The organism is Desulfovibrio sp. SGI.102 (assembly GCF_050314315.1).
Taxonomy (GTDB): domain Bacteria; phylum Desulfobacterota; class Desulfovibrionia; order Desulfovibrionales; family Desulfovibrionaceae; genus Desulfovibrio.
Genome location: NZ_JBNPNC010000006.1, coordinates 18687 through 38168, shown reverse-complemented (window position 1 = coordinate 38168; position 19482 = coordinate 18687). Strand labels below are relative to the sequence as shown.

Below are 19482 nucleotides of genomic sequence, written 5' to 3'. Positions count from 1 at the left end.
TTAAACTAGCGTTGATGGCGTTTGCGGAATTCAGCCAGGTCGCGGGTCCAGCCGCCGGGCACTTCTTCTTCCTTGAAGAAGATGTACGGGTTGGAGCGGGGAGCCGTGACGTGGTAAGGAGCGGCTTCGGTGTCGGTGACTTCGAGCAGCTTCTGGAAGGAAAGACGCTTCATGGTTTCGCCCACGCGTTCGCGGTTCTTGCCTTCTTCCATCCACCAGTCCCAAATCTTTTCGATGACTTCCTTGATTTCATCGTAGGGAGCTTCACAGGAGATGAAGGGCACCAGCAGCGAACCCATCTGGGCGCCGTCCACCACGGGGGCCTTAGCACCCACGAGGATGCTGGCGCCGCGTTCGTCACCGATGTGCAGAGCGCGAGGCATGGTGTTGATGCAGTGCATGCAGCGCACGCAGTCGGCGGTCTTGATGGACAGCTTGTTGCCGTCCCAGCTCATGCACTTAGAGGGGCAGAGGTCGATGACTTCCTTCTGGATGTCGAATTTGCCCCAGTCACGACCGGCGTGAGCACCGGCGTTGGGCTTGAATTCGCCGCCCACGTAGGCTTTCACGGCATCCTGGTCGATCTTGATGTCGTCCTTCCAGGTACCCACCACAGCGAAGTCGGAACGGGCCATGGCGCACACGCAGCCGTTGGGGCAGCCGTCGAACTTGAACTTAAACTTGTAGGGGAAGGCGGGACGGTGCAGTTCGTCCTGGTAGTCCTGGGTCAACTGGTAGCACATGTCCTGGGTGTTGTAGCAGGCATATTCGCAGCGGGACTGACCGAGGCAGGCTTCGGGGGTACGCAGGTTGGAGCCGGAACCACCGAGGTCGACGTTCAGCTTGTGGGTCAGGTCGTGGAAGACTTCTTCCAGCTGCGGGGTCTGGGTGCCCAGGAGCACGATGTCACCGGTGGAACCGTGCATGTTGGTCATACCGGAACCGCGCAGATCCCAGATGTCGCACAGGTCACGCAGGAACTTGGTGTGGTAGTATTTGGCAGCGGGCTGGGCCACACGCATGGTGTGGAAGTGGGCCACGCCGGGGAACTTTTCGGGCTGGTCGCAGTAACGGCCGATAACGCCGCCACCGTAACCGAACACGCCCACGATGCCGCCGTGCTTCCAGTGGGTTTCCTTTTCTTCGTAGGAAAGTTCCAGCACACCGAGCAGGTCTTCGGGGGCGTCAGCGGGGATCTGATAGTCCAGCCCGTCCGGATTGGCCGCGCGGTGAGCCGCTTCCTGTTTAATGTCGGACACAAAGCTCGGCCAGGGGCCGCTTTCAAGCTGGTCCAACAGGGGGGTTGCATGTTTCGCCATTGCCATACCTCCACATGGTTTGTTGTATCACATCGCGTGATGTGCCTTCGTCATGACGCTTGGGGCCGTAGTAGCCCGGAACCGCACACGACAAAACGCCGCCGGGGCGGCCTCGTCTTGCGGCCTGCACACATATGTGTGCCGCCCCAGGTGCTGTTCCCTGTCCGGCGTAGTCAGACGGGGGATCGCAGGCGCAGCGGCAGACGCTGTTGGACGTCCGGCACTGCGGACTGCAATGCAGTTCTGCTTCTTTTAGCGTATTTCTTTGGCGATGACAACCGCTGTTTCTTGTGATTGACCGCTTTTTCACAGCACAGTCACAATGCGGGCTGCGCAGGCATGTTGTTTGTATGGTGCGGATAACTATGTGAAAAAAATGTCATATCAACTTCTCCAAAAATATACGCTATGCCGCCCTGATAGACACGGTGCAGTCACGGGACCGGTCCATTGCCGGGCAGCCTGTGCAGAGCGTTCCGCTGTCCCGTGCGGGAGCGCTCCCTGTGCTCGCCTTGGCAAAAAAAACATTAGCGGCTATGGTTCGGGCAGTATTTCACAGTGCCGCCGGGAGCGGCCCAGCAAGGAAAAAAGCATGAAAGACGAGCGTGGTTTGTACTATTTCCCCAATGCCGCGGACCACAGGGCCCGCATGTACGTGCGGCGCGGTGAGGACGGCGGCGTGCAGTTCCGCCTTTGGCAGTCCGACCATCCCGAGGTCTGGGACCGCCACCAGTGGCTGGACCTGCAGGTCATCGAAGACGCGGCGCGCCTGTACCGTGAGGAGCGCAACGCCGATGCCGATCCCCTCAAGCTCTATGATGCGGCCGTGGCCCGCGCCCTGCTGGAGGAGGCCGGTCTGTGAACGGGCGCTGGTCGCCGGAACGCAAGGCCTTTTTAGTGCGCGACCTGGTGCGTGACTACTGCCAGGTCTATGAGGGGCTGGAAGAGCAGCGCCGCCGTTTCGATCACGAAGGCGCCGTTTCCTATTCGTCCATCCGCGACCTCCTGGGCGAGGCCATGCGCAAGGGCGTGTTCTGGCGCCTCAAGGACACGGCGCATCACCTGTTCCGCAACAGCCAGTCCCAGACCCCGGACAAGGACGCCATCCTGCTCTGGCAGTATTCCGGCAGCCGTCATCCCGACGGCCTGGTCAGCCAGCAGCCGGTGGAGGCGCTCATCGACTGGTGCGTGGGCTATGCCTTCCACGAGTGCGCCAAACTGCGCGAGGACGCCTTCCAGCGCCAGCACTATGCCAACCGTCTGGCCCAGCTGGGACGCCATCAGGGCGTGACGGCCGAGCTCTACGATCCTTTGCGCCAGCTGGGCGAGCAGACCGCCGAGAGCTCCGCGCGCGAGCTGCAGCGCATCCTGCATGTGCTGCGGCATGGTCTGTTCCTGCTGCTTCGCTATCTGGAAGGGCAGGAGGACAACACGCATCTGGCCCGCTGGCTGGTCATGGAAGAGGCCCGTGCCCGGGCGGTCTTCGCCGACCTGTATGACGACCTGCTCTCCGCCCTGTACGGGAGCCGGCCCCAGCGCCTGTACATGCTGGCGGCCTGGGACCTGCTGGAGGCCGGTCGCAGCGAGGAGGCCCGCTGCATGCTGGAATGCGCCGCCCGTATGGGGCGCCTGGATGCCGAGAGCCTGACCCTGTTGCGGCAGCTGGAACAACTGCAGGAAGAGGGACGATGATGACGGAGCGACAGTTTTCCTTCCCCCGTCTGCTGGTGAACCTGTCCTGCCTGTTGCTGGCGGCCGTGCTGCTGGCCGGTTGCGGCAGCAGGGACACCTCCTGGCGCAAGGGCGGCGTACCGGGCTCCAAGCCCTATACCGTGCGCGGCAAGACCTACTATCCGCTCAAGTCGGCCCACGGCTTCGTGGAAGAGGGCGTGGCCTCCTGGTACGGCCCCGGCTTCCACGGCAAGAAGACGGCCAGCGGCGAGCGTTTCAACCAGTACAACATCAGCGCCGCGCACAAGATCCTGCCCCTGGGCACGGAAGTGCGCGTGACCAACCTGGAGAACCACCGTTCCCTCATCCTGCGCATCAATGACCGCGGGCCGTTCGTGGACGACCGTGTCATCGACCTTTCGCGCGGAGCCGCCCAGCGGCTGGGCGTCATCGGCAAGGGCACGGCGCGGGTGCGCATCCAGAGCCTGGGCGACGTGCCCCAGGTGGAAGACGGCGATGTGGTGCGCGGCAACTTCTTCGTCCAGATCGGCGCGTTCTCCAAAAAGGACAACGCCCAGGGCCTCATCGAGCGTCTCACCCGCAGCGGCCAGAAGGGCCGCATGATCTTTGGCAGCAACAACCTCTGGAACGTGCAGGTGGGCCCGTGGGAAGACTCCCGCAAGGCCGACGAGATGATGCGCGTGCTGCGTGCCCTGTACCCCCACGCCTTCGTGGTGGGCGACGGCGGCGCGAGCTAGCTTGTTGCCATCCTTTGACATGTCGAACGGGCCGTTCCCTGCGGGGAACGGCCCGTTTTTTATGGGCATGGGGATGGCAGACCGGGAGAGGAGACGGCTTGAGGGGGTAAGGGGCCCCTTTTGAAAAAGGGTCTCCCTTCCCCCCTCAAACTCCCCCCATCCTCCCTAAAACTTTTCTTTTGGAGGCATGGCTGGTCTCCGTCGTTGTCCGGCAAGGACGATACCGCGCAAGGCTTGCTGCTCCGCTCCATCGGGTCCCGCCGTTGGGCGACAAGGGCGGCTATTTCCTGCTCGGTGAGGGCAGGACGGATGACGGTCATACGGAAACAGGATGATGGATCGTTCTGCGGGAATGGCTGGTTGGATGAAGCGCGCTGGGGAAGGGGGAGGGATCTTGAGGGAGGGGGGAGCCCCTCTCGCGTCAGTGGAGGGGGTCCCCCCTCCCTCAAGACAGCCTTTCCATCTAGAACAGCGACAGATGTTCCCGCACGGCCTTGGTATGCCGGGCCAGGGTACTCTGGCGGCAGAAGTCGCGCACCAGCGGCAGGAAGCTGGAGGGTTCCAGTGCCAGTTCCCGGCCGAAGAGGCGGCGCCCGGCGCTGTGGCTCACATACAGGGCGCGGGCGGCACGGGTCAGGCCCACATAGAACAGGCGGCGCTCTTCTTCCAGACGGGCGGCCTGCGCGGCGGGGGACATGTCGTCGTCCGGGTTCTCCAGCAGCAGATCCCGGCGCATGGGCAGCAGGCCCTCTTCCAGTCCGGGCAGGAACACGGCCTGGAATTCCAGGCCCTTGGAGGCGTGCAGGGTCAGGATCTGCACCTGTTCCGAGCGGGCGCGGATGAGTTCCGCCTCATGTTGCAGGCCCAGCTGCTGCACAAGGGCCTCCCACTGGCCGCAGTCCTGCCATGCACGGTAAAGCTGCTTCCATGCCGTGCCCTGCCAGAGCGGGGCGGGCAGGCGGCTGTGCCCGGAAAGGCGGGCCTGCAGGGCCTGGGGATCGGGCAGGGGCGCGTCCGGGGCCAGATCCAGCGCCTGTTCCAGCAGGGGCAGCAGGTCGTCGCTCTCGGCGTCGTCGCTGACAGGGACAGGGGCCTCGCCCTGGCCGCGGGCGATGGCCAGACGCAGCACGGCGGCGCAGAGGGGATCTTGCCAGCAGTCCTCCTGCGCGGGCGCGGCGCAGGGGATGCCCTCCTGCTCCAGCGCGCGGCGGATGACCGGTATCTGGGCCTTGAGGCGCACCAGCACGGCCACGTCGCCCGGAGAAAGGGTCCCGGCCAGCTCGTCTTCCTGCGCGATCTGGTCCATGAGCGTATGGGCCGTGGCCCCCAGCAGCTGACGGATGCGGCCCGCGATCCAGCGGGCCTCGGCCTGCTGGTCGGGGGCGGAGAAAAGATGCAGGCGGGCCTGCTCCCGGCGCATGGCTTGCAGGGCGCCGCAGTGCCCGCGGCCCTGCAGCAGGCTCTGGGCCATGTCCAGCACGCCCTGGCTGGCGCGGTAGCTCTGGCCCAGACGGCAGACGCGCAGGGAGGGCCAGAGGGCGCGCAGGCTGTCCTCGCTCTGGCCGCTGGCGCCACGGAAGCCGTAGATGGCCTGGTCAGGGTCGCCGATACCGAAAAAGCCGTTGCCGTCCTCGGGCAACAGGGCGCGGATCAGGCGCAGCTGCACCGGGGAAAGGTCCTGCACCTCGTCCACCAGCACATGCCGCCAGGGCAGGGCCGAAGCCCGGCGGGAGGGCGCAGGAACATGGGCGGGGGCTGCCGTGGCGGCCACCATGCCCAGCAGGGACATCTGGCGCGGCACGGCGTGGCCTTTGTGCGGGGCTTCATGATGTTCGGGCGTCGTGTCCGGCCCGGCGGAAGTCGCGGGAGAAGGGGCAGACGTCTGGGCCGGATGGTGCCGTTCCGTCACGGCGGCAGCCAGCAGGGCCCGGCAGGCGGGCGGCAGCAGGCTGTGCTCCAGGTCGGGCCGGATGTCCTCGCCCTGACGGGCGCGCAGATGGAAAAGGAAGAATTCCAGCAGGTCGGCGTAATCCAGCAGCGGGCTCTGGCTGCGCACGGTACGGGCGGCCTGCCAGTCGGCCACGGCGGCGCGCAGGTCGTCGGGGAGCTCGTCGGCGGACAGCCCCTGTTCACGAGACCACTGCAAACGCTCCCAAAGGCGACGCAGGGTCTTGCGTTCTTCGCGGCTCTCCGGGTGCCCGGCATCCACGAACAGGGCCTTGGCCGCGTCTTCGGGCAGGAGCAGCGCCGAGGGCAGCTCCCGCTGCACCACGCTCCAGGCCAGGGCATGCAGAGTGTCGCAGCGGGGCAGGGCCGCGGGGACAGCGCCGTCCCCGGCCGGGGCCTGCAGGCGTTGCCGCATCTCCTGCGCGGCGCGTCGGGTGAAGGTCACGGCCAGCAGCTGCGAGGCCGGTACGTCATGGGCCAGCAGATATTGCAGACGGCCCACCAGCACGCGCGTCTTGCCCGCACCGGGCCCGGCCAGCACCAGCACGGGCGTGCCCGTCTCCAGCCCGGCGGTCAGGGCCTCGGCCTGTGCCGGGGAAAAGCCGCCCAGCGTGCGTCCGTCGGGCGTGGCGGGCTCGGGTTCGCTTTCGGCAGGCGCGGCGCTGTCCTTCTTGCGGCGCACCCGGATGGCCGCCACCGTGGCGGCGGTCTCCTGCTCCGGGGCCTGCGGGGCGGGGTCCGCCACCTTTTTGGGCCGTCCGCGCTTGCGGGGCGCGGCACCGTCCAGCAGGCTGCGGCTGCGGGTCGACCCCTGCCATTCCGCGGCTTCTTCGGGGCTGAAGACGCGCACCACGCCGTATTCGCCGTCATAGCCGCCCTTGCGGATGACCTGGCCCCGGCGCATGCGGGCCACGGCCTCGCCCAGCGGCTCCCAGTGGCGGCGCACCTGCTCCTCGTCCATGCGGCAGAGGATGTCCAGATCGGGCCCCAGATCGCGCAGCAGGGCCGCGTACCTGTCCTGCACCTTGCGCGAGCCGCTGCCCACGCCCAGGATCTCGCCCACCAGTTCGGGCAGGGGGATCAGGGGCCGGGCCTCCGGCTCATGGAGCAGGCTGGCGGGCGTTTCGCGGTCGGCCAGCTCGCAGACGCGGTGCAGCACGCCGATGGTCAGGGGCTTGCCGCAGACCGGGCAGATGTTGTCCAGGGCCAGGGCCTCGCGCGGTTCCAGCACCACGCCGCAGGCCCGGTGGCCGTCCAGATGGTATTTGCCCTCTTCGGGGTAGAATTCCATGGTGCCCAGGAAGCGGCAGTCCTGGGGCTGCCGGTCGGGCGGCAGGCGACGGGCTGCGGCCCGCAGGGCGGCGAAGATGCCGTCATAGGAGGGCGCGCCCGCAAAGAAGTTGGCCTCGCGGCCCAGATTGGCCCCGGAGTGGGCGTCGGAATTGGAGATGAGCGCGTAACCGTCCAGCTGGCTGACCATGCGGTTCATGCCCGGGTCCGAGGAAAGGCCCGTCTCCAGCGCGAAGATGTGGGAGGAAAGGTCGTCGAAGCAGTCCTCCAGGCGGTCGAAACCGGACTTGGAGCCGAACAGGGCGAACCACGGCGTCCAGACATGGGCCGGGATGAGCACGGCCTCGGGGCAGACATCCAGCGTCATCTCCAGCAGGTCGCGGGAGTCCAGGCCCAGGATGGGACGGCCGTCGGAATGCAGGTTGCCCACCAGCTCCAGCCGCTGCGAAAGGCGGTCGGCATCGTCCAGCGTGGGCACGAAGATCAGGTTGTGGACTTTGCGCACCTTGCCCTGACGCTTGTAGATGGAGCTGATCTCGGTCTGGAGCAGGAAGAGCGGCCCGTCGGCATCCGGCGGTGTCTTTCCCTGCAAAAAGTCCAGCTCCTCCGCCGGGCCGGACAGGCGGTACAGGCCGCTGGCCTCGTCGCGCACCAGCTGCTGGCGCAGCTCGTCCCGCCATTGCGGGTGGGTGAAGTCGCCGGTGCCCAGCACGTTGATGCCCTTGCAGCGGGCCCAGGCAGCCAGATGCCGGGGCGAGAGCTGTTTGCTGGTGGCACGGGAAAAGCGGGAATGGATGTGCAGGTCGGCGATGAAATTCATGGACAGGCTCCGCGATGTCAGGATGAGTAAACCGATATTGTTATGGAAAGCCGGTCGCAAGGCAAGGGCGGTGCATTCTCGCGACCGCACCTGTCACCTGCGGTGAGGGGCTCGGACCGTCTTCGGGGATAGAGGCACTTCCGGGTGGCTGCCATTGCGACACCGGGCCGCTGGCCGTCGTGGCTCCCTGTTTTCAGGGATGGGAGGGCGCTATCTTTTTTCCTCATGGCCCGCGCCCAGCCAGGGGCAGAAGGCAAGGGCCCCGCGGCTCCAGGCCTGTCCGTCGTGCAGGGGCAGGGGAGCTTCCAGCCGGCATTGGGCGGCAGCGTCCTTGCGCGCCAGCACCAGCACCCGTTTGGCGGCTTCTCCGGCGCGGGGGCAGAGGGGCAGGATGCGGCGGCAGCCCAGACGCTCCCGCTCCAGTGTGGAGAGCAGGCGGGACAGGTCCTCCGCCGGGAAGATGCAGCAGAACAGACCGTGATGGCGCAGCAGGCGCCGGGCCGCATGGCAGAACACGGCCAGCGGATCAGACACGCCATTGGGGACGGGCCGCCGCTGGCGGGCGTGCGGGCCGTCGTGCAGAGAGGCGGGGCCGCGCAGGGCGGCGTCGCGCCGGGCACTGGCCGAGGGGCGGCCGCTGCCCGTCAGCGCATAGGGCGGGTTGGCCAGGACGAGATGGAAGGCATTTTCGCCGCAGTCCCGCAAAAAATGCGTGTCGGCAAGGTCGCCCTGCCGGAAGCGGCACACATCTTCCAGCCCCAGAAGGCGGGCGTTTGCCGTGGCCGCAGCGCATAAGGCCGTGTCCTGCTCCAGCCCCAGAGCGTGCAGGTGAGGGGCGTTGTGTCCTCCGCGGCCTTCTCCCACCGGCTGTCCGCCAGCGGCAGCGGATGGTGCTTCTGAAGGCTGCGTGCAGGGGCATTGGCGGGGCAGCGCGTCTGCCTGATGACAGTGCTCCGGCATCTCCGCCGTGCCGGACGAGAGATACAGGCACAGGCCCAGCAGGGCCGCACCGCAGCCGCTGCCAAGCTCCGCCACCTTCCGGGGGGCCGTTCCCGGCAGGGAGGCAAGGCTTTCCGCCGCGAAGGCCGCCAGCAGCAGGGCGTCCGCGCCGAAACGGTAGCTGTCCTGCGGCTGGTGCAGGCCCCGGGGGAAGAGGGCACGGGCGGTCGTGATGGCGGTATCGTTCATGGGCGTACGGTGGTGATGGCGGCTTGCTGGAGGGGAGGAGGGCGCTGTGGGCGATGCCGCGGTTCGTCCTGTTGCAACGGACATGGCGTTCGCGGGCTGCCTTCCGGTGACTTTCCGCGAAACATGGAAAAGCTTCCCCACCTGAAAGGGCGGTTACATGAAAAAACAGGGCCATGCCTGCGGCATGGCCCTGTGATGCTTTACGGTTGCGCGGGAGACAGTACCGGAAAACGTGCCGGAGCCATTTCCTTTGGGCACAGACGGTATCCCCGTGGGCAATACCGTTTGTCTTTCCTGTGTGCGGGTTTTGGGGAAGAAGGGGGGTACGGAGGGAACCCCTTTTTGCCGCCAGCAGCGACCGAAGGCAGCCGCAGGCCGTGCCCGTTGGCGCATAGGCACCTTACGGCATCGATAGCAAGGATTAAGGGGCTCCCTCCCCTGTTTTCCGTTTATTTTGATATGTTACAGCAAGGCACCGTCCCAGTTGAACAGGCCTTGGCGCCGCATCTCGGGCAGACTGGAGGGCGGGTTCTCTTCCAGACGGGCGAAGAAGCTGTAGCCTGCCTGCTGGAGCTCCTGCCGCTTGGCGGTGAGATCCAGGGGCCAGCCGGGATAGAGCCAGACATTGCCGCCGTACTGGCGGGCCCAGAAGACCTCGCCCTTGGGGCTCATGAACGGCTCGTTGGGCTTGATGCCCAGCAGGCCGAAGCGGCTGATGCCCACGGGCCAGAAGCCGCCCAGCACCATGCCCAGCGGCAGCGGGCTCTGGCGAGGCAGGGCCAGGATGTCGTCGGCGGGCAGTTCGGGGCTGATGTACGCGCCCTTGAAGCCCATGTCGGCCAGCACGCCCAGCGCGGCGGCATTGGCCACGTTGCAGAAGGGCCCGGCCAGCAGGTCGAGGGCATCGCTGTGCTTGGGATCCTCGGGCTCGTCGTTCATGCGGGCCAGCAGTTCCGCCGGGAACAGGTCACGCTGCCAGGGGGCGTTGCAGACGAAGTGGCGCGCGCCTTCGCGGGTCAGGTGGGCCAGACGGCGGCGGATGGCCTCTTCCTCTTCGGGCCAGATGACGGGCGGCAGCCACCAGCAGATGCGCGGAGCGATGGTACGCGAGATCTCGGCCGTGCGCGGCGAGAGCCACAGGCCGGTGTTCTGGCTGCGGCAGCCGCGGGTCTCGCGGCCCTGCGGCATGCTGGCGCGCACCACCATCTCGGGCCGGGGCGCGGGCCTGACGGGCCGGGGCAGACGGGGCTCGCTCTCCACGGCCTTGCTGGGCCGGGTGGGCATGCGGTCGAGCCGGGCCTGCCACTCCCTGAGGATCTGCATCAGCTCGGGCTCGCGGCGGTCGATGAGGAAGACCGGCGTGCCCGCCTTGGGCGTCTTGTGCTTGGGCAGGCGCAGCATCAGGGTGCCCGCCTTGGGCGTGCGGCGCGTCACGGGCAGGGTGGCGTGCCAGCGTTCGTCTTCCACGCCCACGCGCAGATAGTCCTGCGGCAGCAGCTCGAAATGGGGCTTGAGCAGCACCTGGCCTTCGGGCGTCACATTGATCTTGCCCGCCAGCAGACCGGAGCTGGTCTGCCCCGACGGGTCGGTGGGGATGAGGTTGTCCTTGTGCGGCAGGAAGCGGGCACGGCTGCCGGGACGGCCCAGCGCCATCTCAAGGATGGCCTCGGCGTCCTTGCGGGCCTGCGGGTCGCCGGGATTGTCGCGCAGCATGCGATAGGCCGTGACCACATGATAGACGTAGTGCGGGCCTTTCTTGCGGCCTTCGATCTTCCACGAGACCAGATGCGGGATGTGCAGCAGGGTCTTGGCCAGCACGTCCAGCGAAAGGTCCAGACAGGAGAAGAAGCGGCCGTCGCGCCCCTTGCTGGGGTTGCTGCGCTGGGGCCGGGGACGGCGCATGTCGCGGCCGCCGTCACGACCGTTGCGGCCCTGTTCGCGGGCCTGCTGTTCGGCCTGTTTGGCCATGGCCGCGGCAGCGGCGCCGCCCTGACGGTAGACGCGGCGGCAGGGCTGCACGCAGCGGCCGCGCAGGCCGCTCTTGCCGCCCATGTAGCTGGACCAGTAGCAGCGGCCCGACACGCAGTAGCACAGCGCGCCGTGGACGAAGCATTCCAGATCCAGCCCTTCGGGACAGGCCTCGCCCATGGCGCGGATCTCATCGATGGAGAGCTCGCGCGGCAGGATGACGCGGCTGGCGCCCAGGTCCTTGGCGGTCTGCAGGCCCTGCGGGTGCGTGATGTTGGCCAGGGTGGAGAGGTTGATCTCGCCCTCGAAACCGGCCTGCCGCGCCAGATCCAGCATGGCCAGATCCTGCACGATGATGCCGTCGGGGCGCACCTGCCGGGCCAGACGATGGATGAGACGGTAGGCCGCCGCGGTCTCCTGCGGCTTGACCAGCACGTTCATGGCCACATAGACGCGGGCCTGTTCCTCGTGGGCCAGGTCGGTGAGGCGCGAAAGGTCGGTAAGGCCGAAGTTCTCGGCCTGCATACGGGCCGAGAAGTGCTTCAGGCCCAGGTACACGGCGTCGGCACCGGCGGCCAGGGCCGCGGTGAAGCACTGGGCGTCACCGGCCGGGGCCAGGATCTCCGGGCGTTCCGGGGTAGGGGCGGGCAGGATGATGTCACTCATGCGTAATAATATTCCTTGAACCAGGCCACAAAGCGCTCGATGCCGGTCTTGAGGGGCGTCACGGGCGCAAAGCCCGTGGCCTGCGACAGAGCGTCGATGTTGGCCCAGGTGGCTTCCACATCGCCGGGCTGCATGGGCAGCAGGTCACGGATGGCCTTCTTGCCCAGCGCCTCTTCGAGGGCGGCGATGAAATCGTTGAGTTCCACGGTCTGGTTGTTGCCGATATTGTAGATGCGCCACGGCGCGGAACTGGTGGCCGGGTCGGGGGTGGCGGCATCCCACTGCGGGTCGGGCTTGGGCGCCAGGGGCAGCAGGCGCACCACGCCTTCCACGATGTCGTCGATATAGGTGAAGTCGCGGCGCATGCGGCCGCCGTTGAACACCTTGATGGGCTCGTCCTTCATGATGGCGTGGGCAAAGAGCTGCAGGGCCATGTCCGGGCGGCCCCAGGGGCCGTAGACCGTGAAGAAGCGCAGGCCCGTGCAGGGCAGGCCGTACAGGTGGCTGTAGGAGTGGGCCATGAGCTCGTTGCTCTTCTTGGTGGCCGCGTACAGGCTCACGGGATGGTCCACGTTGTTGTGTTCCGAGAAGGGCTGGCTGGTGTTGAGCCCGTAGACCGACGAGGAGGACGCGAAGACGAAGTGCTGCACGCCGTTGTGGCGGCAGCCTTCCAGCAGGTTGGCAAAGCCCACCAGGTTGGAATCCACATAGGCCATGGGATTGATGAGGCTGTAGCGCACACCGGCCTGGGCCGCCATGTTGATGACATGGGTGAACTTTTCGGCCGCGAACAGGGCGCTCATGGCTTCGCGTTCGGCCATGTCCTGCAGTACGAAGCGGAAACCGGGACGGCCTTCCAGCTGAGCCAGACGGTCTTTCTTGAGCTGGACGTCGTAATAGTCGTTGAGGTTGTCCAGGCCAACCACGGTGTGGCCCTGGGCCAGCAGACGGTCACAGAGATGATAGCCGATGAAGCCCGCGGCTCCGGTAACGAGAATATGCATGCTGTCCTCCTGTTGGCGCAGACTAAGCCAGAAGCGCTTCCGGGGCAAGGGTTTGCTCTTGCCTCCGCTGCCCCGCCCGGCTATGTTCGGGAACATGAAAAATAACGAATCCACCTTTGCGTCCAGCAACGCTTCCGAAATGCGCAACAGCGCCGCCGGGACCGGCAAGAAAGCCGCCGGTGCCGCCGCTGGCAAGACCGGAGCCGCTGCCGACGCCGGCAGGGACGAGGCCATCCGTCATTGGTACAAGGGCGAGAATCGCGACACCATCATCTATCTGCTCATCGCGATCTTCTTCCTTGAGCTGATCATCGGCGGTATCGCCTTCTTTTACGGCATCATGCACGCCAAGCCGTCGCTGGCCGGAGGCCCGCCCGAAGCCCAGTTCCCCATCCTGGGCTGGGCCATCGGCGCTGTGGCCGCTCCGGTGGCGCTGCTGCTCATCGTGCATCTTTCCGGCCTCTGGGTCTCCAATACCCTGGAGCGGGAGCGCCAGCCCGGCAAGCCCGGCTCGGAACGTATGGTGCCCAAGCGGCTGCGCTATTTCTACGCCTGTGTGCAGCACGCGCCCACTGTGGTCATCCTGCTGGGCATATTGCTGCTGGCCGCGGCCCTGGTCTTCGTGGACGGCATGTTCTCGGCCGTGGTGGCCTTCGGTGCCGCGCTCAAGCCCTACATCCCGTGGATCGCGGGCAGCATCGCGGCCCTGCTGGCGGCCTGTTATCTGGGGCGCCTGCTGCTCATCTACCGCCACCGCCGCATGGAGCAGGAATACGCCTACCGGCGCGAGGTGCTGGAAAAGACCGGCATCGTGCTGGTGAGCAAGGGCAGCATCCCCCTCAACCGGGGCATCGAACCCCTGCAGGCCGTGGATGGTGGCGGGTATGCCCTGCCGCCCGGCCCCGCCTACACGCCTGAGGAAGCCGCCGCCGATGCCGCGGCCCTTGAAGCCGGGGAGAAGAAGGGCGACGCGCCCGCCGAGGACATCGTGGACGTGGACCCCGAAGACCTGGGCGAAGCGCCCAAGAATACGACCGCCCCCCGCAAGGACGAGGTGACCGACGCCGATGTGGTCGTGGAGGATGGCAAGCCCAGGGCCTAAGCAACACGGGCTGAGGCACCGGCATTTTTGAGCGAAGGAGTTCCTCCTCCCTCAAAGGCGGCTGCTCCCGCTGCCGTGATCGCTTCCATCGCAACGGGGAGCGTGCGGGCGGCATCCGGTCGGCCCCGTCCCTTCCCGGCGCGTTTTATTTCAAAAAGGAGAGGCTCCTTGAGGAGCCTCTCCTTTTTATTTTTGCTTGCCGTCCGTGTCCCGGTGCGAGGCCCGGGCAAAGACGACGGCCCACTGCGGCCTAGTAGCGGTAGTGGTCGGGCTTGTAGGGGCCTTCGACCTTCACGCCGATGTAGTCGGCCTGTTCCTGGGTCAGGGTGGTCAGCTTGACGCCCAGACGGGCCAGGTGCAGGCGGGCCACTTCTTCGTCCAGTTCCTTGGGCAGGGTGTAGACCTTCTTTTCCAGGTCGCCCTTGGCCAGCTTGATCTGGGCCAGGGTCTGGTTGGTGAAGCTGTTGGACATGACGAAGCTGGCGTGGCCGGTGGCGCAGCCCAGGTTCACCAGGCGGCCTTCGGCCAGCACGATGATGCTGCGGCCGGACTTGAGGGTCCACTTGTCCACCTGGGGCTTGATGTTCAGCTTGGTGATGCCGGGGGTGGACTCCAGGTAGTGCATGTCGATCTCGTTGTCGAAGTGACCGATGTTGCAGACGATGGCTTCGTCCTTCATGCCTTCCATGTGTTCGCCGGTGATGACGCGCAGGTTGCCGGTGCAGGTGACGTAGATGTCGCCTTCGGCCAGGGCGTCTTCCATGGTGGTGACTTCAAAGCCTTCCATGGCGGCCTGCAGGGCGCAGATGGGGTCGATCTCGGTCACCAGCACGCGGGCGCCGAAGCCGCGCATGGACTGGGCGCAGCCCTTGCCCACGTCGCCGTAGCCCACCACGACCACGACCTTGCCGGCCACCATGACGTCGGTGGCGCGCTTGATGCCGTCGGCCAGGGACTCACGGCAGCCGTAGAGGTTGTCGAACTTGGACTTGGTCACGGAGTCGTTGACGTTGATGGCCGGGAAGAGCAGCTTGCCTTCGGCTTCCAGCTGGTAGAGGCGGTGCACGCCGGTGGTGGTCTCTTCGGAGACGCCCTTCACCTTGGCGGCCACTTCATGCCAGTGGTTGGGATCTTCCTTGTAGCGCAGGGCCAGACGATCCATGATGATCTGGAATTCCTTGTTGTCGTAGGTCTTTTCCAGCAGGGAGGGATCGTTTTCCACTTCCACGCCCTTGTGGATCATCAGGGTGGCGTCGCCGCCGTCGTCCACGATCAGGTCGGGGCCCTTGCCGTCAGGCCAGGTCAGGGCCATTTCGGTGCACCACCAGTAATCTTCCAGGCTCTCGCCCTTCCAGGCGAAGACCTTGGCCATGCCCTGCTCGGCGATGGCGGCAGCGGCGTGGTCCTGGGTGGAGAAGATGTTGCACGAGGCCCAGCGGATGTCCGCGCCCAGGGCGTGCAGGGTCTTGATGAGCATGGCGGTCTGGATGGTCATGTGCAGGGAGCCGGTCACGCGCAGGCCCTTGAGGGGCTTCTGGTCACCGTACTTGCGGATGCACTCCATGAGGCCGGGCATCTCGCGCTCGGAGAGCTGCATTTCCTTCTTGCCGAAATCGGCCAGGGCCATGTCGGCCACTTTGTAGGCCAGGGAAAGGTCCAGGGCTTTGGTCATCGTTCCATTCTCCTTGAGGAAGTATGTTGGGCCGCTCCACAAAAGGGCGGTCTGCGGCATGGTCGTTGTCCCCTGTTCGGGGATGGTGCGCAGCCTTCGGTAAGGCCGCGCGGGAAATCTTGTGTGCCTTTTCCGGGCCATATCCCCCCGGGACAGGTGCGCCGCTCCCCATCGGGGGCAGGCTTTCCTGAATGGAGCACGTTTGGGGGAAGATGGGGCACGGGGGCCTTCCCCCCGAAAATATCCCTAACAGGTGCGTGCCTGCACCAGCAGCAGAAACAGGCCGCGGCCCACGGCCTGCCGCGTACAGGACAGGACTTCGAAACCGGCCTGGCGCAGGCGTTCCTGCAGGCGTTCTTCGTCGAAGCCCAACCAGCGGTCGCCGTAGCGGCTGCGCATGGTCTCGTCGTGGTGCTGGAGGAAATCGGCCACGAACAGGTGCCCGCCCGTGGTCAGGCTGCGGCGGATCTCGCGCAGGCCCTCGCCGGGGTCGGACAGGTGGTGCAGGACAAGGTTGATGCAGGCGAAGTCCGCTTCCTGATCACGCAGGGGCAGGTGGTCCAGCTCGCCGATGCGCAGGGAGATGCGGTTCTCGTTGGCCAGATCCACGGGGTTGAAGCGGCGGCGGCACATCTCCAGCATGCGGGCCGAGCCGTCCACGCCGATGAGGCTCCGGCTGGCGGGCAGCAGGCGCTCCAGCACCGCGCCGGTGCCGCAGCCCAGGTCCACGGCCACGCGGCAGCCCTCGGGCACGGCGGCCAGCACGGCGGCGGGCAGGTCGAAATCTTCCAGCACTTCGCGGTTGAGCTCGTCCCAGTCCTCGGCGATGGCGTTGAAGAACTGGCGCGTCTTGAGGGCGCGTTCCTCCAGGATCTGGGCCGCCATGGCCAGATCCTCGCGCATGGCCGTGTCCGTATGCAAAAAGGGCCCCATGGCCTGCAAAAAGTCGCTGGCCTCGCCGCAGCGCGTGGCGGCATAGAAGACCCACAGGCCATCCCGGCGCGAGGTCAGCAGACCCGCTTCGGTCAGGATCTTGAGGTGGCGCGAGACGCGGGATTGCCCCATGCCGAGGATGCGCACCAGCTCGTTGACCGAGAGTTCGTAATGCAGCAAGATATGCACCAGTCGCAGACGGGTCTCGTCTGAAAGTGCCTTGAAATATACCAGTGCCATGCGTGCCCCCGTACGGCGCGCCGGGCGCGCCTGCGATCTATGTATCAAATTTGCTTGATGCAAATATCAGCCTATCTGGATATAGTCAAGGAGTTCCATGTCCTCGCCTTCCGATGCTGCCCCCGACCGGTCTTCCGCTGCCGGGGAGGAGACAAAAAGACGGTTGTCGCGCAAGCGGGTGACCGTCATCACGGCCACGGCCCTCTCGTTGCTGGAGGCCTGTGGTCTTGAGCCGTCTCCGGCGCGCTCGGAAAAGACGGCCGGGAAGGGGAAAAAGGCGACGCAGGGAGAACCGCCGGCCGAAAAGGCATCGGCGGATGGCCTTGAGGAACGGCAGGCGGCAGGCTCGGCGTCTTCCCGCGAGCGGAACGGCGGGCGGAAAAAGAGATCTGCGCCGGACAGGGCTCCCCGGGAAGCGGCGGACGCCGTCCCACAGGAAGATGCATCGCAGGGCGTTGCCGCCACCAAAGCCGCGCTCCCGGAAATCCCTCCGGTGATCCCGCCCGCCGAGACGACCGCGGCCGCGGTACCGCCGGAACCTGCCATCCCTCCGAAAAAGACGACTGCCCGGCGTCGTCGTGCGAGCGGCACGAAGGCCGCGCCGGTGACCGATACCGGGGCAGTTCCCGCTACCGAGCCGGCTCCCGCGTTCGGGTCTGTCGCACAGGAGGCCTCACCACCGGTAGTGAAGTCTTCTGCTGGCCAGTCCGCTGTGGAGGCGGCAGCATCCGTGCCGGGAGAGGATCAGCCTCACTCCGGCGCACGGCGGAGAGCCGTCTCCCGTGCCGGGCGTGCCCCCACTTCCGGCGGGCGCGACCGCAAGAAGGCTGCTGCGACCACTCCCGCATCCGCAGGAGAAGCCGGTCCGACCACAGCGCCGGTACCGGAGCAACAGCCTGCGGAACGTCCCATGGATGCGGCGGCACTGGCTGCCGAGGCGGATCGTCTGGCTGCGGAATACGGTCTGTCGTCATCGGGCGGCGGTCTGGTGGTGCTGCCCGGGGACGATGACTGGGATGATTTTCCCGCTCCTCCGGATAGGGAAGCGTCGTCCGCCCGGACGGCGGCCCGTGGTACGGAGACGGTCCCGGCCGTTGCTTTTCCTGAATCCGTACCGTCAGCGGCGCCCTTCGCTGCGGCGGCTCCTGTTGCCCCCGCCCCCGAAGCCACACCTGCGGCGGCAAAAAGCTCCCCCAAACGTCGTCGTGCGGGCAGTCCGAAGGCTGCACCTGTGGCCGAGGACGGGCCGGTTCCCGTGGCCGAGGCTGTCGCACAGATGGCCCCACCGTCAGAGGGATCTTTCGCTGTCCGGCATGCAGCTGATGCGGAGGCCGCTGTGCCTGATGCGGGGCTGCCCCAGCCTGCCGCAGGGCGGAGAGCTGTTTCCCGCGTGGGGCATCCAGCCGCATCCGGCGGGCGCGGCCGCAAGAAGGCTGTTGCAACCACGCCCGCATCCGCGGGGGAAGCCGGTCCGACCACAGCGCCGGTACCGGAGCGACAGCCTGCGGAACGACCCATGGATGCGGCGGCACTGGCTGCCGAAGCGGATCGTCTGGCTGCGGAATACGGCCTGTCGTCATCGGGCGGCGGTCTGGTGGTGCTGCCCGGGGACGATGATTGGGATGATTTCCCCGCTCCTCCGGATAGGGAAGCGTCGTCCGCCCGGACGGCGGCCCGTGGTACGGAGACGGTCCCGGCCGCTTCTTTTCCTGAGCCCGTACCGGCAGCGGCCCCCTTTGCTGCGGCGACTCCTGTTGCTCCCGCCCCCGAAGCCACACCTGCAGAGGGCAAAAGCTCACCCGGGCGCCGCCGTGGGGGCGGCACGACAGCAGCGCCGGTAGCCGGCAGCGGGAACGCTCCCGTGCCGAGGGCCGGAGGACAGGGGGGAGCGTCACCAGCCGTACCCCTTGGAGATGTGCGCATGCCGGAGGGAAGCCCTGCTCCCGTACCGGGGGCTGTTTCTTCCGCATCTGCCGGACACCGCGCAGAAGGGGAGGCAAACGGGACTGCCCGGCCCGCAGCGTCCCCTGTAGCCGGGGCCCCTTGTCCTGTACCGTCTTCCGGGACAGGCATGGGGCGGCGCGAGGCCGCGTTCCGGCAGTGGGCCGCGGACATGCAGTCCCGTTTCGATGCCGGGCTGGAAGCGGAGGAAGACCGGGCGGCACGGCGCAAAGACTCGCTGGTCGTGCTGCCGCCGCCGACGGATACGGGCGGGAGGAAACGCCGGACAGCAAAGAAGGCACAGGCCGACGCAGCGGAGGCCCCGCGCCCGCGGGCGTGGATCACGCGGCGGCGCAGCACCGAACCCGGGCACGAGGCCCGCTTCGAGGAATGGCACGGCCCGGCACGGACAGGGAGCGTGCTGGAAAAGGTTTTCATCTCTCTGGGCGCGTCCCCGGAGCAGGCGAAGCTGAGCCGCTTGTGGCGCAGCTGGGATGCCGTGCTGGGGCCGGATCTGGCGCCATTGGCCCGTCCGCTGGGCCACCATGACGACAAGCTGCTTATCGGCGCCGAAGACGCCGTGCTGCTGCAGGAGCTCTATTATATGGGGCCGGAGATCGTGCGCCGGGTCAATGAGTTCCTGCAGGAGGATTTCTTCACGGCGGTGAAGGTCTCCCTGATGCTGGACCATCAGGATCTGGATGCGCCCAGCCCGGTGCTGGAGCGCTCCGCCGGGCGTCCGAAGGAAGAGGTCCCCGCGCCTTCCGGGGCCAGTCTGGGGCTCATGGATCCCGAATCGGCCGTGGCCCGCTGCTATGCCCGCTTCCTGGGCATGGAGCTGCCCGATCCCCGCAAATGACGGGCTGGAGCCGCCGGGAGGCGGGATTGACAAAGCTTTTCTTGCGATGCTAGGGTCAGCCGGTGTCGTGCTGGCCTTGCTGCTTTGTCGCTGTGGCTGCCGTC

12 protein-coding genes are annotated in these 19482 nt (G+C 66.8%); 5 read left to right on the top strand and 7 right to left on the bottom strand.

Annotated elements, in window-relative coordinates; translation table 11 throughout:
- Positions 1-5: 5 nt before the first annotated feature.
- On the bottom strand, positions 6-1319 hold the full coding sequence (dsrA, locus tag ACQRCJ_RS02765) for a dissimilatory-type sulfite reductase subunit alpha (protein ID WP_168935310.1): 1314 nt from the start codon (positions 1317-1319) through the stop codon (positions 6-8).
- Positions 1320-1911: 592 nt separating this feature from the next.
- On the opposite strand from dsrA, the gene ACQRCJ_RS02760 reads away from it, so the two are divergent.
- The 3 genes from ACQRCJ_RS02760 to ACQRCJ_RS02750 are packed head-to-tail and all read left to right on the top strand — an operon-like array spanning position 1912 to position 3748.
- A complete protein-coding gene (locus tag ACQRCJ_RS02760; RefSeq protein WP_168935309.1) occupies positions 1912-2181 on the top strand; it encodes a hypothetical protein in 270 nt (89 codons plus the stop codon).
- Positions 2178-3011 (top strand): hypothetical protein, encoded by an 834-nt coding sequence (locus ACQRCJ_RS02755; protein WP_006007091.1) that lies wholly within the window; start codon positions 2178-2180, stop codon positions 3009-3011. Before ACQRCJ_RS02760 ends, ACQRCJ_RS02755 begins: the two co-directional genes overlap by 4 nt.
- On the top strand, positions 3008-3748 hold the full coding sequence (locus tag ACQRCJ_RS02750) for a septal ring lytic transglycosylase RlpA family protein (protein WP_239465126.1): 741 nt from the start codon (positions 3008-3010) through the stop codon (positions 3746-3748). The genes ACQRCJ_RS02755 and ACQRCJ_RS02750 overlap by 4 nt, the downstream gene beginning before the upstream one ends.
- A gap of 463 nt (positions 3749-4211) precedes the next feature.
- Here ACQRCJ_RS02750 and ACQRCJ_RS02745 read toward each other — a convergent pair whose 3' ends face one another.
- The 4 genes from ACQRCJ_RS02745 to ACQRCJ_RS02730 form a co-directional block, all read right to left on the bottom strand.
- Complete coding sequence (locus ACQRCJ_RS02745) at positions 4212-7805, bottom strand: UvrD-helicase domain-containing protein (protein ID WP_427799330.1); 3594 nt, start codon at positions 7803-7805, stop codon at positions 4212-4214.
- 210 nt (positions 7806-8015) lie between these two features.
- Positions 8016-8993 (bottom strand): methyltransferase, encoded by a 978-nt coding sequence (locus tag ACQRCJ_RS02740; RefSeq protein ID WP_427799329.1) that lies wholly within the window; start codon positions 8991-8993, stop codon positions 8016-8018.
- A gap of 462 nt (positions 8994-9455) precedes the next feature.
- Positions 9456-11627 carry a U32 family peptidase gene (locus tag ACQRCJ_RS02735; protein WP_427799328.1) on the bottom strand — a complete coding sequence of 724 codons (2172 nt, stop codon included), beginning with the start codon at positions 11625-11627 and terminating at the stop codon, positions 9456-9458.
- A complete protein-coding gene (locus ACQRCJ_RS02730) occupies positions 11624-12631 on the bottom strand; it encodes an NAD-dependent epimerase (protein WP_204626365.1) in 1008 nt (335 codons plus the stop codon). Before ACQRCJ_RS02730 ends, ACQRCJ_RS02735 begins: the two co-directional genes overlap by 4 nt.
- A 94-nt stretch (positions 12632-12725) precedes the next feature.
- Here ACQRCJ_RS02730 and ACQRCJ_RS02725 point away from each other — a divergent pair, with 94 nt between their 5' ends.
- Positions 12726-13733 (top strand): hypothetical protein, encoded by a 1008-nt coding sequence (locus tag ACQRCJ_RS02725; RefSeq protein ID WP_427799327.1) that lies wholly within the window; start codon positions 12726-12728, stop codon positions 13731-13733.
- A 250-nt stretch (positions 13734-13983) separates the two neighbouring features.
- Here ACQRCJ_RS02725 and ahcY read toward each other — a convergent pair whose 3' ends face one another.
- Together ahcY and ACQRCJ_RS02715 are read right to left on the bottom strand one after the other, a co-directional pair.
- Positions 13984-15405 carry an adenosylhomocysteinase gene (ahcY, locus tag ACQRCJ_RS02720; RefSeq protein WP_168935580.1) on the bottom strand — a complete coding sequence of 474 codons (1422 nt, stop codon included), beginning with the start codon at positions 15403-15405 and terminating at the stop codon, positions 13984-13986.
- A gap of 246 nt (positions 15406-15651) precedes the next feature.
- Positions 15652-16578, bottom strand: coding sequence for an ArsR/SmtB family transcription factor (locus tag ACQRCJ_RS02715; RefSeq protein WP_427799326.1), 927 nt, complete (start codon positions 16576-16578; stop codon positions 15652-15654).
- Positions 16579-18649: 2071 nt separating this feature from the next.
- On the opposite strand from ACQRCJ_RS02715, the gene ACQRCJ_RS02710 reads away from it, so the two are divergent.
- Positions 18650-19378, top strand: a complete 729-nt coding sequence (locus tag ACQRCJ_RS02710; RefSeq protein WP_300705505.1) for a DUF721 domain-containing protein — start codon at positions 18650-18652, stop codon at positions 19376-19378.
- Positions 19379-19482: the final 104 nt, after the last annotated feature.

Coding starts and splice junctions, on each gene's coding strand:
- dsrA (WP_168935310.1), bottom strand. CDS start 1,319: ATGGCGAAACATGCAACCCCCCTGTTGGACCAGCTTGAAAGCGGCCCC.
- ACQRCJ_RS02760 (WP_168935309.1), top strand. CDS start 1,912: ATGAAAGACGAGCGTGGTTTGTACTATTTCCCCAATGCCGCGGACCAC.
- ACQRCJ_RS02750 (WP_239465126.1), top strand. CDS start 3,008: ATGATGACGGAGCGACAGTTTTCCTTCCCCCGTCTGCTGGTGAACCTG.
- ACQRCJ_RS02745 (WP_427799330.1), bottom strand. CDS start 7,805: ATGAATTTCATCGCCGACCTGCACATCCATTCCCGCTTTTCCCGTGCC.
- ACQRCJ_RS02740 (WP_427799329.1), bottom strand. CDS start 8,993: ATGAACGATACCGCCATCACGACCGCCCGTGCCCTCTTCCCCCGGGGC.
- ACQRCJ_RS02735 (WP_427799328.1), bottom strand. CDS start 11,627: ATGAGTGACATCATCCTGCCCGCCCCTACCCCGGAACGCCCGGAGATC.
- ACQRCJ_RS02730 (WP_204626365.1), bottom strand. CDS start 12,631: ATGCATATTCTCGTTACCGGAGCCGCGGGCTTCATCGGCTATCATCTC.
- ACQRCJ_RS02725 (WP_427799327.1), top strand. CDS start 12,726: ATGAAAAATAACGAATCCACCTTTGCGTCCAGCAACGCTTCCGAAATG.
- ahcY (WP_168935580.1), bottom strand. CDS start 15,405: ATGACCAAAGCCCTGGACCTTTCCCTGGCCTACAAAGTGGCCGACATG.
- ACQRCJ_RS02715 (WP_427799326.1), bottom strand. CDS start 16,578: ATGGCACTGGTATATTTCAAGGCACTTTCAGACGAGACCCGTCTGCGA.
- ACQRCJ_RS02710 (WP_300705505.1), top strand. CDS start 18,650: ATGGGGCGGCGCGAGGCCGCGTTCCGGCAGTGGGCCGCGGACATGCAG.